The 13,440-nt window shown below is 74.0% G+C and carries 8 protein-coding genes and 1 pseudogene; 3 read left to right on the top strand and 6 right to left on the bottom strand.

Annotated elements, in window-relative coordinates; all coding sequences use genetic code 11:
- Positions 1–101: 101 nt before the first annotated feature.
- From AC0693_RS24385 to AC0693_RS24395, 3 genes and pseudogenes are all read right to left on the bottom strand, one after another.
- A complete protein-coding gene (locus AC0693_RS24385; protein WP_478740210.1) occupies positions 102–2,195 on the bottom strand; it encodes a SpoIIE family protein phosphatase in 2,094 nt (697 codons plus the stop codon).
- Between the two features lie 219 nt (positions 2,196–2,414).
- A complete protein-coding gene (locus tag AC0693_RS24390; protein WP_478802874.1) occupies positions 2,415–3,989 on the bottom strand; it encodes an alpha/beta hydrolase in 1,575 nt (524 codons plus the stop codon).
- 601 nt (positions 3,990–4,590) lie between these two features.
- A pseudogene (locus AC0693_RS24395) lies at positions 4,591–5,967 on the bottom strand (DUF6777 domain-containing protein); the annotation flags it as partial.
- A gap of 146 nt (positions 5,968–6,113) precedes the next feature.
- On the opposite strand from AC0693_RS24395, the gene AC0693_RS24400 reads away from it, so the two are divergent.
- A complete protein-coding gene (locus tag AC0693_RS24400; RefSeq protein ID WP_469331703.1) occupies positions 6,114–7,412 on the top strand; it encodes a streptophobe family protein in 1,299 nt (432 codons plus the stop codon).
- Positions 7,413–7,457: 45 nt separating this feature from the next.
- On the opposite strand, the gene AC0693_RS24405 is transcribed toward AC0693_RS24400, so the two are convergent.
- Genes AC0693_RS24405 through AC0693_RS24415 form a run of 3 tightly spaced genes read right to left on the bottom strand, consistent with a single transcriptional unit; the run spans position 7,458 to position 11,623 of the window.
- Positions 7,458–8,513 carry a serine/threonine-protein kinase gene (locus AC0693_RS24405; protein ID WP_478740208.1) on the bottom strand — a complete coding sequence of 352 codons (1,056 nt, stop codon included), beginning with the start codon at positions 8,511–8,513 and terminating at the stop codon, positions 7,458–7,460.
- Positions 8,510–9,217: a hypothetical protein gene (locus tag AC0693_RS24410; RefSeq protein ID WP_478802875.1), complete on the bottom strand. Its 708-nt coding sequence runs from the start codon at positions 9,215–9,217 to the stop codon at positions 8,510–8,512. Before AC0693_RS24410 ends, AC0693_RS24405 begins: the two co-directional genes overlap by 4 nt.
- Positions 9,218–9,229: 12 nt before the next feature.
- Entirely contained in the window at positions 9,230–11,623 is a 2,394-nt protein-coding gene (locus tag AC0693_RS24415) for an ABC transporter ATP-binding protein/permease (RefSeq protein WP_356416873.1), read from the bottom strand.
- Positions 11,624–11,819: 196 nt separating this feature from the next.
- Here AC0693_RS24415 and AC0693_RS24420 point away from each other — a divergent pair, with 196 nt between their 5' ends.
- Both AC0693_RS24420 and AC0693_RS24425 read left to right on the top strand, forming a co-directional pair.
- Positions 11,820–12,860: a cation diffusion facilitator family transporter gene (locus AC0693_RS24420; protein ID WP_478802876.1), complete on the top strand. Its 1,041-nt coding sequence runs from the start codon at positions 11,820–11,822 to the stop codon at positions 12,858–12,860.
- Positions 12,861–12,914: 54 nt separating this feature from the next.
- Positions 12,915–13,412, top strand: coding sequence for an NUDIX hydrolase (locus AC0693_RS24425; protein WP_478740205.1), 498 nt, complete (start codon positions 12,915–12,917; stop codon positions 13,410–13,412).
- Positions 13,413–13,440: the final 28 nt, after the last annotated feature.

Consider the following 13,440-nt stretch of genomic DNA (forward strand, 5'->3'; position numbering starts at 1 on the left):
ACCGGGCACCGGGCACCGGGCACCGGGCACCGGGCACCGGGCACCGGGCACCGGGCACCGGGCACCGGGCACCGGGCACGCGCTACGGGGCGCGCCCGCGTTCACCCGGCGGGCACGGGCGCCGCGGCGGCGGGGGCCGCGACGACGGGGACGGCGAACTCGCACCAGACGCATTTGCCCGCGCCCTTCGGCTCGACGCCCCAGTCGTCGGCCAGCCGGTCCACCAGCATCAGCCCGCGCCCCGAGACCGCCCAGTCGCCCGCCTCGCGCCGCCGGGGCAGGGCGCTGGACGAGTCCTCGACCTCGATCCTGATCCGGCCCTCGACCGTGAGCCGCAGGTTCACCTGGCCGCCGCCGTCGGTGTGCACCAGGGCGTTGGTCATCAGCTCGTCGGCGGCCAGCTCGATCTCGTCCGCCATGTCCCGGGCGCCCCAGGCGGCCACCGCCGCGCGGATCAGGTGCCGGGCCAGCGTCGGGCCCTCCTGGTCGCCGGGCAGGAGCCGCTGCCGGAGCGGGCCGCCGCCGCGCGGGGTGGGGGTGCCCCGGCGGCGCAGCAGCAGGAGGGCCATGTCGTCGCCCGTACCGGAGTCGCCGACCAGATCGCACAGCACGTCGGCCAGCTCCTCCACGTCCACCGGTCCGTCGCACACCGCGTCCATGAACTCCCGCATGCCGGTGTCCGCATCGGCCCCGGGCCGCTCGATCAGGCCGTCCGTGCAGAGCAGCAGGGTGTCTCCCGGATGCAGCTCCATGGTGGTCACCGGGTAACCGGAATCCGCCCCGGACCGGTCGCGCGGCGGCAGCCCCAGCGGCATGCCGCCGGCCGCGGACACCCGGTGACAGCTGCCGTCGCCGCGCCGCACGACGGGGTCCAGGTGACCGGCCCGGACGATCTGGAGCATCCCGGTGGTCAGGTCGATCTCCGCGTACGTGCAGGTCGCGAAGCGCTCCGTCTCCAGCTCGCGCAGGAAGGCCGAGGCCCGTGCCATCGCGGTGCCCGGGGTGTGCCCCTCCGCGATGTAGGCGCGCAGGACGATCCTGAGCTGCCCCATGACCGCCGCCGCGTCGGTGTCGTGACCCTCCACGTCGCCGATCATCACGCCGACCCGGCCCTCGCCGAGCGGGATCACGTCGTACCAGTCCCCGCCGATGTCCCGCCCCATCCGGGCCGATCGGTAGCGCACGGCGATCAGCGCGCCCGGCACCTCCGGGATGCTGCGCGGCAGCATGGCCCGCTGGAGCCCTTCGGCGAGGTCGTGCTCCTGCTCGAAGAGGATGGCCCGCTGGAGGCTCTGCGCGATGCCGCTGCCGAGGGCGACCAGCAGGTTGCTCTCCTCCGCGGTGAAGTCTCCCTCCCGCGCGTACAGCAGTCCGAGCGCTCCGATCGGGCGGCCCTGCGCGATCAGCGGGAGATAGACCCCGCTGCGCACGTTGAGCGGCTGGATGTACCGCCACAGCAGGGGGAAGCGGCGCTGGAACTCGTCCCGGGAAGTGACGTACACCGGTTGCAGCGTGCGTACGGCTTCGCTCATCGGGAGGTCGGCTTCGATCCGGGTGTACTCGATCTCCGGGACGTACGTGCCCAGCTGCCCCTCCGCCACCAGATGGACCCGGCCCCCGTCGACCACGCCGAGCATGATGCTGACCGCTCCGAGGTGGCCGAGCGCGGCGGGGTCCTTGAGGATGTCGGTGACGTCGTTGACGGTCCGGGCGTGCGCGAGGATGGCGGTGGTGCGCTCCACGACGCCCGTCATCCGGCGCCGCCCCTCGTCCCGCTCGCTGCCGGCCCCCGGCTCGCCGGGATCGAGGTCCGCGTCCCGGACGATCCCGATGATCCGGTACGGACGTCCGGTCGGGTCGCGCAGGATGTGGCCCTGGATGTGGGTCCAGCTGGCCGATCCGTCACGGCGGCGGATGCGGAAGTAGGCGCCGTAATGGTTTCGCCCGTCCTTGAGTGCCTGGGCGACCCGGGCGTCGAGCCGCGCCTCTTCGCCGGCGGGTATCCGGGCCCGGAGCCCGCCGGGGGTGCCCGTGAACTCCTCCGGGCGCAGTTCGAACACCTCGAGAGCGGTCGGGTCCAGATGCATCTGCCCGCTGTCGAGGTCCCAGTCGAAGGTGCCCATCCGATTCAGCGCGAGGCTCAGGTCCGGACGGGCAGGCCAGTCGACCGCGAGGGATTCGCCCCTTTCGGCCATGCAGCCAGGATCTCACCCATCCGCCCGGCGCGCGGGGCGAGCGGCGCACCGACCGGGATCCGGCCACCCGGCGCTGCGGCCCCTCGCCCTGCGACCGGCGGGTCCTCCGGCGCGGCAGCCGCACCGGAGGCGGAGGCCCGTCACGGCCGGGGCCGCCGCGGACGGCGCCGCCGTGGCCGGGGCACGCTGTGGCCAGGCCGGCCGTGGCCCGGGCCGCCGTCAGCCGCCGTGACCCTGCCCCGGCTCCGTGCTGGGCGGCGGGTTCTGGCAGCTCACGTCCTGGGCGGGAAGCCGACCCGTGGTGAGGTACGCGTTGACGGGTATGTTGGCGCAGGCCGTGGGGGTCGCGAGGTACGCGCCGTGCCCCTCGGCGCCCAGAGCCGTCACCATCCGCGACCCGCGCAGTGCCGCGTGCAGCCCCTGGCCGCTGGTCAGCGGCGTCTGGGGATCCCACTCGTTCTGCACGGTCAGCACGGCGGCCCGGGTCTTCATGGGCGTCGCGGCCTCCAGCGGCGGCTGCCAGAACGCGCAGGGCTTGATGTTCGAGGCGAAGTCCCCGTACAGCGGGTGCTTCACCTTGTCCTGCGCCGCGTCCCGCGCGTACTGGCCGGGATCGCGCGGCCAGCTGTCCGTGTCCCCGCACACGACGGACCAGTACGCGGCCATCGCGTTGTCGTCGGGAGCATCGTCCGAAGCGGTGGTGGGCTCCGGCTGGCCGACGCTCGGGCCCCCGGCGCGCGGCGTGCCGAGCGGCGCCTTGCCGGCCGGGTCGTTCGTGCCGCCCGGCGGCTGGGCGGCCTTGTCGGCGGCCGCCTTGAGGCCCTTGATGCCGACCGAGGCCTCATGCGGGGAGAAGTAGAGCGAGGGTTCCTCCCGGATGGTGTCGCCCGTCATCCTCTGCCCGTTGTAGAGGAACGGCTCGCGGTCGGCCCGGGCCACCAGCGCCCAGAAGGTGTCGGCCACCGCCTGGGGCGTCGCGCCGAGCTTGTAGTAGTCGTCGCGCTCCGCGGCCCACCGGGTCCACCGCTCGAAGGCCGGCTCGGCTCCCGTTCCCCACACCTGGATCATCCCGCGCCAGACGCGCTGCGGATCTATGCCGCTGTCCAGGACGAACCGGTCGGTGCGCTGCGGGAACATCTGGGAGTAGACCGCGCCGAGGTAGGTCCCGTACGAGTAGCCGAGGTAGGAGATCGTGCGCTCCCCGAGCGCGGCGCGGATGACGTCGATGTCGCGCGCCGTGTTGCGGGTGGTGATGTGCGGGAGCACGTCGCCGGACTTCTCCCGGCACTTGTCGGCGATTCCGCGCGCCCAGGCCACGTCCGAGGCGAAGGTCTCCGGCCGGTAGGCGCCGCCGATGCCGCGCTCGTCGCGGTTCAGCCCACAGGTGACGGGGCTGCTCTCACCGACGCCGCGCGGGTCGAAGCCGATGAGGTCGTAGTGGTCCCGCACGTCCTTGGGCATCTCCCTGTCCGTCCGTATCGTGCGGTAGAGCCCGCTAGCGCCGGGGCCTCCCGGGTTGACGAGCAGTACCCCGCGCCGCTTGGCCGGGTCCCCGCTCTTCATCCGGGATATGGCGAGGTCCAGCATGCGCCCCTCGGGATGCTGGTAGTCGAGCGGCACCTTCAAGGTCGCGCACTCCACCACCTCCGGTTTGTCCGGGCTGCACCGCTGCCACGTCGGCTTCTGGCGCAGGTATTCGGGGGTCTGGGCGGCGGACGCCTGGGAAGACGCCGCCCAGGGCAGGGCGGTGGCGATGAGGCCGGCGGCGGCGAGCAGCGGGACGAGACGTTTCATGCGCGGAGGACCGTGCTTTCTTCCGGTGAAATCCCTTGCGCCTCCACTGTGTTGGACGGACCACTTCGGACGAATCCCCCACAAGAGCCGACCTTTCGTCCCTCTCGCGTACTACGCGATATCCGGACAGACGGCCGAGATTCGGCCGCTCGATCGGGGCGTTCCCCTGCGCCGCCCGGCCCGCGCCCGCACAACGGCGCGTAGTCCCCTCCCCCTTGGGTACGACGGCAGGCGGACAGGACCGGGCCGGCCTCCCCCACGTGGGGGAGGCCGGCCCGGTCCTGTCTGCGGGGCTACCGCGCTACCCGGTCTCGCCGCCGCCCGGCGTCGGGAGCGGCGCAGCCGGTGCGGACGGCGCGGGCGGTGCGAGCGTCGCGGTGGGCAGGGGCGGCCGGGAGGGCGCCGGCGGCACGGGCGGTACCGGGGGCAGCTGAGCCGCGGAGGACGTCACCGCGGGCAGGGGCTCCTGCTTGGTCGGCGTCGGCAGCGCCGTGGGCGCCGCCGACCGCTTCACGGATGGAGAGGCGCTGGGGCCGGGGGACGCGGAGTGGCTGGGGGCCCGGGACGGCGAGCCGGAGCGCCGATGGGACGGCGAGGCCGACTCCGACGGGGAGGAGGAGGGAGCGTGCGAGGGCGAGGGGGACGCCGAAGGGGACTCCGACGCCGACTTCGGCGAGGACTTCGACGCGGGCTCCGACGGCGACTTCGACGGGGGCTCCGAGGAAGACTTCGGTGACTCCGACGGCGAGTCCGAGTCCGAGGGCCGCAGCGCCGGAGACTCCGACGCCGACTTGGACGGCGACTCGGACGGCGACTTGGACGGCGAAGCCGGCTTGGACGGCGACGTCGAAGCCGAATGCGATGTCGAAGGCGATGTCGAAGGCGAATGCGGGGTCGAAGGCGAATGCGAGTTCGGCCGGGTCACCGTCCCCGAGGGCGACGGGGACACCAGCGGCGTCGGAACCACCGGCGGAGGCACCGGCTTGTCGTGCCGCGGCCGGTCGCCGCGGTCCCGCTCGTACCACTGCCGTTCGTGGTAGTCGTAGATCACGAACTTGTGGACGACCGTCACCGCCGGAGCGATGACCACCACGTTCGCCGGGTGGTACGTGGCCCACGGCTGCCCGTACCGCTTCGGGTCGGCCTGCAGCGCCACCGGCGCGCCCAGCGGGTTCCCGCAGGCGCAGCGCACCCGCGGCACGCCCCGGCCGTCCACGAGGACGGCCGTCCCGGCCTGGAGGACCGACTGGTACGCGGTCACGTGGCCGTCCCGGTAGCCGTGGTTGGTGACCCGGGTGTCCATCCGCAGCTGCACGGGCGTGAGCGAGCGCAGGAAGTCGGGGACGGCGCCGGGCTCGATCCCCGCGCCCTCGGCGAAAGCGCTGTTCCTGGACTGGTCGGCCGACAGCACCCGCACCTGCTTCTCCACATCGCAGCTGGCCACGTCCTTCGTGCCCCCGTACAGGCCGGGGGCGGCCCCGCTGACGCTGCGGGTGACCGTGGTCCCCCGGGTCGGGGCCGTCGTCCCCCTGGGGGGAGCCGTTGGCGTTTCGCCGCCCGGCACCTGCGTCTGCTCCGGCGTGGCCGGTGTGTCCACGGCCGCGGGCTCGGCGGCCGTCGACTCCGTGAAGGGGTCGGGGCCCGATGCCGAGGCGTTCTGCAGGAAGACCTCGCCCGCGTTGGCCGTCGTGCCGGACGGCCGGGTGAGGACGACCGCGAGCGTGATCGCCGCGGCGACCGCGATGAGGGCGGTGACGAGCCGCGGTACGGAGCGCCACCAGGCGACGTGCGGCGGCGGCCCGGATCCCCCGGCCGGCGGACCGGCGCCGGGGGGCGCACCGGGCGGCGGCGGGGGTGGTGGGCCGTGCCGCCCGCCGGAGAGCGGGCCGGAGGGCGGACCCGACGCCCCGGAGGGGGGCCTCGACGGCGGTCCGGTGGGGCGCTCGGACGGCGACTGGCCGGAAGGTTGCGTGGTCACGGGCTCTTCTTCCCAGACGGAGGAGTTCCGGTACCCATGTGGATGTTCCGCATTGCTCGGAAATCTCCGGATTTCGTGTACTCCTGCCGACCATTGTGTGCGCCGTTCAGGTGGTGCTCGCAAGCGGAGGGTGCCTACCGTTGCGTGTGAGCCGTTCATCTCGGGGCTCCGAGCGGGTGTGGCTGGACGCGTTGGTCGCCGTCCTGGCCGGTTTCGTCGCGATGACCGTGGTCGCGGCGGCGGGCCTGGTCTGCGCGGGCGCCGACGGTCTGCCCGGCGGGGCGTTCCCGCACGTGGTGGCCGCCGTGGTCGTGCTGGCGGCCGGCGGATCGGTGGACGTGACGGGCGGTGCCGGGTTCCTCGCGGGAGCCCAGGCCGGTCTGTCGGTCATGCCGCTGTCCGTCAGCCTGGCCGGAGCGCTCACCGCCGCCTTCTGCTTCCTGCGTCCGCTGCGTCACCACGCCGTCGCGGGACCCCGCCGGCTCCTGGCCCGGGCGGCCCCCCTGGTGCTGCTCTGGCTGCTCGCCCTGACCGCCTTCGCCCTCTTCGCCCGGCACACCTTCGGCATCTCCACCGGCGATTCACCGATCGGGGAGATCAGCGAACTCCTGGACTCCGCGCCGACGGTGGGCTTCGAAGCCGCCCTCCCCGGCACCCTGTTCCTCGGCCTCCTGTGGATCCTGGGCGTCGTGCTGGTGTCGTTGCTGGTGTCGCGGCGCGCGCCGCTGCCGGCCCGGCTGGTCCGCTTCCACGACGCGGTGCGGCCGGCCGCCTTCGCGGTCGTCGCGCTGCTGCTGGCGTACGCCGCGCTCGGCGTCGTCGCAGGCTTGGTCGTCGCGGCGACCCAGGGGCATGCCCGGGAGACCCTGGCCGTCGTCCTGCTCGGGGTGCCGAACCTCACCTGGCTCGCCTTCACCCTGGGCTTCGGCGGGGCCTGGCAGGGGCGGGTCGAGGGCCCCTTCGGGCTGCCGATGCCCCGGGTCCTGGACGACGTGCTGCGCACCCCCGACCTGTCCACCGTGGACGTCGGTTCGCTGGCCCGGCAGGACGCCAGGGCCTGGTGGCTGGTGGCGGTGGCCGTGGCGCTGCTGCTCGGTGCGGGCTTCCTGATGGCCGTACGGTCCTCCGCGCGGGTGCGCCCCTGGCAGCACGCCCTGCACCTGGGCGTCGCGCTGGCCCTGGCCACGCTCGTGGTCTGCCTGCTGGCCGGGGTGGAAGCGCGGTTCGGCCTGTCCCTGCTCGGCATCGGGGACGTGGACGGCCTCGGCGGCAAGGTCCGCCTGCTCCCCCTGCTGGGGCGTACGGTCCCCCTCGCCCTCCTCGCGGGGGCGGTGGCCGGGTTCCTCGGCGCCCTCCTGGCCGCCCCGGTCCGCCGCCGCGACCGGAAGGACGGAACCGACCGGACCGGCCGGGCCGACCCGGTTCCGCCCGCTCAACGCCACTGACGGCCGAAGCCCCGCGCTTCGGCCCACGGCCCGGTACGGCCCCGTTCAGACGGCGCGCCCGCGGAAGACCGGCAGCGCCCAGCCCGGCGGGGGCGGGGCCGGCGCCGAGGGGGACGGGGGCAGGGTGGGGACGCGCCGGGGAACGGGTCCGGTGCCCGCCCGGCGCAGGGCCGAGGTGAAGGCCAGGCAGCTCGGCCAGCGGTCCTCCGGGGACTTGGCCAGCGCCCGGGCGAGTACGTCGTCCACGGCGGGCGGGAGCTGCGGGCGCAGCGAGGAGGGCGGGGGCGGGGCGTCGTACTGGTGGGCCCAGAGCAGCGCCATGTCGTCGTCGCGCTGGAAGGGCGGCCCGCCGGTCAGCATTTCGTGGACCACGCAGCCGAGGCTGTAGACGTCGCAGCGGCCGTCGACGGGTTTACCGGAGATCTGCTCGGGGGCGACGTAGTCGAGGGTGCCGACGAACTGCCCGACGCTGGTGAACCCGGTCAGCGACAGCGACTTCTTGGTCAGGCCGAAGTCCGTCAGGTAGACGTGCTCGGGGTGCTCGCTGTCGGTGCCCCCGGCGACCAGGATGTTGCCCGGTTTCACGTCCCGGTGGACCAGGTCGTGTTCGTGGGCGGCGTCCAGGGCGGAGGCGACCTGGCCCGCGATGCGCGCGACGTCCTCCACCGAGAGGGGGCCGGTGCGGTCCAGCATGGCCCGCAGGTCCTGCCCGGGAACGTAGCGCATGGCGATGTACAGCAGCCCGTCGGTCTCGCCCGCCTCGAAGACCGGCACGATGTGCGGATGGTCGATGGCGGCGGCGACCTTGGACTCGTGGGCGAAGCGGCGGCGGAAGGTGTCGTTGCGGGCCAGTTCCGGCGCCAGCAGTTTGAGCGCGACCGTACGGTCGAGGCGCAGGTCGAGGGCGCGGTAGACCACGGCCATGCCACCGCGGCCGAGTTCGCTCTCGACCTGGTAGCCCGCGATCCGTTTGCCCCGGAGGTCGGACGGCCGGCCCCGGACCGGCTCGTCGCCGGAAGCACCGGCGGCCCGGGGCTCCCGCTCATCCTCCGCCGCGTCCCCGGCCCCGTCCGCGCCCTCCGGTTCGCCCGCGGCGCTCATCGCGCCTCCGGGCGCCGGCCCTGGTCCCCGCCGGGATCCCGCTCACCGTCGGGCAGGCCGACGAGCCTGGTCGGCGCGTGGGACGCGGGCCCGCCACCCGGCGTCCCCGGGTCCTGCACGGCCGTCTCCGCGGCCGACGGGGCGCCGGGTTCCGCCCCGCGGGCGCCGGATCCGGGTTCCCTCAAGGGGCGGGCGGCCGGGGCGGCCGTGACGGCGTAGGTTTCGAGCCGCGTCCCGTCGCAGTACATCCAGCGCCCGTCCGTGTCGTCGTAGAGCCAGGCGGCCTCGCCGTCGAGGACCACCCCGACGCGCAGCCCCCGGGTCCCGCGCCGGAACCCCTCGGTGTCCGCCTGCCCGGCGGCGAGGTCCTCGACGGCCCGCCGGTAGCGCTCCAGGGCGTCCCCGGAGCGCGCGAGCAGCGGGCGCGGGTCCTCCGTCCGGGTCAGCGGCCGGCCGGCGGTGGGCGGCGGCTGCGGAACCGCCACGAGGAGCCGCCCGTCCACCCAGGCGGACCAGCCGTTGGAGCAGAGGATCTCGCCCCACTCGCCGCGCCGGGACAGCAGCTGTACGGGGAGGAACGGGTCCAGCGGCGTGGTGGCCAGGGAGAGGTCCGGGGCCTCCCACGCGGGCAGCCCCTCCTGCGGCACGACGTGCGTGGGCCGGAAGTCGTCGGGCCCGTCCGGGCCTGCCGTCGGCGGCGCCATCGTCCGCTCCCCCTACTTCCGCATGATCGCGGGCTCGTGCCGGCGCAGCAGCGTGAGGACCAGCACCCCGAACAGCACGGACAGGGCGGCCAGCATGCCGAGGTCGAGCAGCCAGGTGCCGGCGGAATGGACGAAGAGCGGGTCGTCGGTGATCTTGCCGGGGACGAGCGCGTGCAGGTCGATCGTGGCCGCCATGGCGCCGAGCGCCCAGCGCGAGGGCACGAACCAGGCGAGCTGACCGATCACCGGCACTCCGTTGAGCTGCAACAGTGCGCCGCAGAAGACCACTTGGACGATGGCGAGGAGGACCAGCAGCGGCATGGTGACCTCCTCCTTCTTGACCAGGGCGGAGACCAGCAGGCCGAGCATCATCGCGGTGAACGACAACAGGGCGACGGCGAGGGTGATTTCGATCAGCGGGGGCATGAAGACGCCCTTGCCTCCCGGCGCGTTGTGTTTCACCCCGAAGAGCCCGACCAGGGTGAGGACCACGGCCTGGGCGACGGTGACGGCGCCCAGGACCACCACCTTGGACATCAGGTAGGCGGACCGGGACAGGCCGACGGCGCGTTCGCGCTGGTAGATCACGCGTTCCTTGACGAGTTCGCGCACGGCGTTGGCCGCGCCGGTGAGGACCCCGCCCACGTTCAGGATGAGCAGGGCGTTCATGGCGGTCTCGGGGGTCAGTTCGCTGCCCGCCAGGGCGCGGGCCATCGCGCCCATGACGAAGGGCAGGGCGATCATGATGGCGAGGAACGTGCGGTCGGCGCCGAGGGCGGCGGAGTACCGCCGGATCAGGGTCCCCAGCTGGGCTCCCCAGCTCTGCGGCTTGGGCGGCGGCACGCGCAGCCCGGCGGCGGAGGCGGAGGGGGCGCCGTCGGTGCGGGCCCGGACGGGCGAGGCCGCGCTGGTGGCGTAGCGGCGCTGGTACGGCGACGCCCGGTACTCCGCCGCCCAGTCGCGGCCCTGGTCGTTCTCGAAGGCCTCGAAGGCCTCGGGCCACTGGTCGTAGCCGAAGAACGCGAGGGTCTTGTCGGGCGGCCCGTAGTACGCGATCCGGCCGCCGGGGGCCAGCACGAGCAGCCGGTCGCAGACGTCGAGGCTGAGCACGCTGTGGGTGACCACGACGACGGTGCGCCCGTCGTCGGCGAGACCGCGCAGCATGTGCATCACGGAGCGGTCCATCCCGGGGTCCAGGCCGGAGGTGGGCTCGTCGAGGAAGAGCAGCGAGGGCTTGGTGAGCAGTTCGAGGGCGACCGAGACGCGTTTGCGCTGTCCGCCGGAGAGGCTGTGGATCGGCTGGTCCGCGCGCTGGACGAGGCCGAGTTCGCGGATCACCTCGTCCACCCGGGCCTCGCGCTCGGCCTTGACGGTGTCCTGCGGGAAGCGGAGCTCCGCGGCGTAGGCGAGGGCGCGGCGGACGGTGAGCTGCGCGTGCAGGATGTCGTCCTGGGGGACCAGGCCGATGCGGCTGCGCAGTTCGGCGTAGTCCCGGTAGAGGTCGCGGCCGTCGTACAGGACGGTGCCCTGGTCGGCGGGGCGCAGGCCGGTGAGGGCGCCGAGCAGGGTGGACTTGCCCGCTCCGCTGGGTCCGACGACGGCGAGCAGGCACTTGCCGCCGACCGGGAAGGAGACGTGGTCGAGGAGCACCTTGCGGCCGCGGTCGACGGCGACGGTGAGGTCCTGGACGTCGAGGGAGACCTCGCCCGTGTCGACGTACTCCTGGAGCTGGCCGGCGATCAGGCAGAAGGAACGGTGGCCGACGCCGATGATGTCGCCTTCGGCGAGGCGGGCGGCGCGGTCCACGGGGAAGCCGTTGAGGTAGGTGCCGTTGTGGCTGCCGACGTCGGCGATCTCGTAGCCGCCGTCGGGGAGCGAGCGCAGTTCGGCGTGGCGCCGCGAGACGACGAGATCGTCGAGGACGAGGTCGCTGCCGGGGTCGCGGCCGATCGTCAGGACCGTGCGCGGCATGCCGTGGCCGCGGGCCGGGAGCGCGCGGACGGAGGTGGGCTGCCGGAAGGTGCCGGTGAAGGCCGGATTCGTGACGGAGGAGGGGCGCGGGGAGGGCGCGGGACGGCCGGGCGCAGCCGGGGCGGCGAAGACGGCGCGCGGACCGTCTTCGGAGTGGCCGAAGCGCAGCTCGCTGCCGGGGCCCACGCTCCAGGCCCGGACCCGGTGGCCCTCGGCGAAGGTGCCGTTCGTACTGCCCTCGTCCTCGACCGTCCAGTGGTCGCCCTCGGGGCGCAGCACGGCGTGGTGCCAGGAGACCCGCGCGTCGTCGAGGCAGATCTCGCAGCCGGGGTCGCGGCCCACGTGATAGGTCCGGCCCGGGGTCATCACCGTGGAGCCCCGGTCGGTTTCCATGACCAGTTCGGGGGCTGCGGGCACACCGTGACGCTGGGCCATGAGGCGATTTTCCCACGGCGCGGCCGTTCGGGCCCCTTCTCCGGCTCGTTCGCATCGTCGCAGGTCAGGGCGGTCTTATGGGGAATGACAACGGTCCCCGTTGCAGCCTTTGCCGTTCGCCTGCGGGTGCGCTTCACTTCACGCGTCGGATCCGAACAGACCGGACGGAACGAACCGAACAGACGGGGGACCAGTCATGGGTGCGCACGACCACGCACACGACGACGGGCACGGGCACGGCCCGGGCGCGGCCGGCGGCCACGCCGGGCACGCGCACGGGGTCGCGGAGAACGCCGACCGCCGCTGGCTGGGGATCGCGCTCGGCCTGATCGGCGCCTTCATGGCGGTCGAGGTCGTGATCGGTGTCGTCGCGCGTTCGCTCGCCCTGATCTCCGACGCCGCGCACATGCTGACCGACGCGGTCTCGATCGTGCTGGCGCTGATAGCCATGCGGCTGGCCGCCCGGCCCGCGCGCGGCGGGTTCACGTACGGGCTCAAGCGGGCGGAGATCCTGTCCGCCCAGGCCAACGGGCTCACGCTGCTGCTGCTGGCGCTCTGGCTGGCGTACGAGGCGGTCCGGCGGGTGCTCGACCCGCCCGCCGTCCAGGGCGGTCTGGTGCTGGTGACGGCGCTGGCGGGCATCGTCGTCAATGTGGTCTGCGCCTGGTGCATCTCGAAGGCGAACCGGTCCTCACTGGCCGTCGAAGGCGCCTACCAGCACATCCTCAACGACCTGTTCGCCTTCATCGGGACCGCCGTGGCCGGTCTCATCGTGCTCACCACCGGCTTCGTCCAGGCGGACGCGATCGCGACGCTGATCGTGGTGGTGCTGATGGTCAAGGCGGGCTACGGGCTGGTCCGCGAGTCCGGCCGGATCTTCCTGGAGGCCGCTCCCGCCCACGTGGACCCGGACGCGGTGGGTGACCGGCTGGTCGCCCACGCTCCGGTGGCCGAGGTGCACGACCTGCACATCTGGACGATCACCTCCGGGCAGGCGGCGCTCTCGGCCCACGTCCTGGTCGCACCGGCGGGCGACTGCCACGCCGTGCGCCGCGACCTGGAGGAAATGCTGCGCACGGAGTACGGGATCACCCACACGACCCTCCAGGTGGACCACGTGCAGGACGCCCTCCTGTCCGTCGGCCGCGCGGGCGAGCAGCCGCCCGGCCGGGCCGGGGACGGCCACTGCGCGGATGCCCACGGCCCGGTGCACCGCGAGGGCCCGCACGGGCACTGACCGGGGCCCGAGCGGGGGTGGTGACCCGGGCCCGCGCGGGGCATACATGGGTCCATGACGCAGAAGCGCAGCGCGGGCCTGCTCCTGTTCCGCCGGGACCCGCGGCAAGAGGAGCCGGGCGCCCCGGGGGGTGCCGGGGTCGAGGTCCTGCTCGGGCACATGGGCGGGCCGTTCTGGGAGCGGCGCGACGCCGGGTCCTGGTCCATCCCCAAGGGTGAGTACCTCGCGGACGAGAGCCCGCGGGACGCGGCCCGCCGGGAGTTCACCGAGGAGATCGGGCTGCCGCCGCCGGAGGGCGTCTACCTTCCGCTCGGCGAGGTCCGCCAGACGGGCGGGAAGCTCGTGACGGTCTGGGCGGTCGAGGCGGACCTCGACCCGGCGCTGATGCGGCCCGGGACCTTCACGATGGAGTGGCCGCCCGGGACGGGGCGGACGGAGGAGTTCCCGGAGCTGGACCGGGTCGCCTGGTTCGCACCCGAGACGGCCAGGAAGAGCCTGGTCATGTCCCAAGTCCCCTTTGTGGACCGGCTGTTGATGCTATTGAACGATTGACTCGACCTTGTCTTGCCAGCGGACCCGA

Source organism: Streptomyces sp. NPDC043876 (assembly GCF_056435825.1).

What these genes read in the sequence shown, in the direction of transcription:
- AC0693_RS24385 (WP_478740210.1), bottom strand. Translation starts at nt 2,195, where the DNA reads ATGGCCGAAAGGGGCGAATCCCTCGCGGTCGACTGGCCTGCCCGTCCG.
- AC0693_RS24390 (WP_478802874.1), bottom strand. Translation starts at nt 3,989, where the DNA reads ATGAAACGTCTCGTCCCGCTGCTCGCCGCCGCCGGCCTCATCGCCACC.
- AC0693_RS24420 (WP_478802876.1), top strand. Translation starts at nt 11,820, where the DNA reads ATGGGTGCGCACGACCACGCACACGACGACGGGCACGGGCACGGCCCG.
- AC0693_RS24405 (WP_478740208.1), bottom strand. Translation starts at nt 8,513, where the DNA reads ATGAGCGCCGCGGGCGAACCGGAGGGCGCGGACGGGGCCGGGGACGCG.
- AC0693_RS24410 (WP_478802875.1), bottom strand. Translation starts at nt 9,217, where the DNA reads ATGGCGCCGCCGACGGCAGGCCCGGACGGGCCCGACGACTTCCGGCCC.
- AC0693_RS24415 (WP_356416873.1), bottom strand. Translation starts at nt 11,623, where the DNA reads ATGGCCCAGCGTCACGGTGTGCCCGCAGCCCCCGAACTGGTCATGGAA.
- AC0693_RS24425 (WP_478740205.1), top strand. Translation starts at nt 12,915, where the DNA reads ATGACGCAGAAGCGCAGCGCGGGCCTGCTCCTGTTCCGCCGGGACCCG.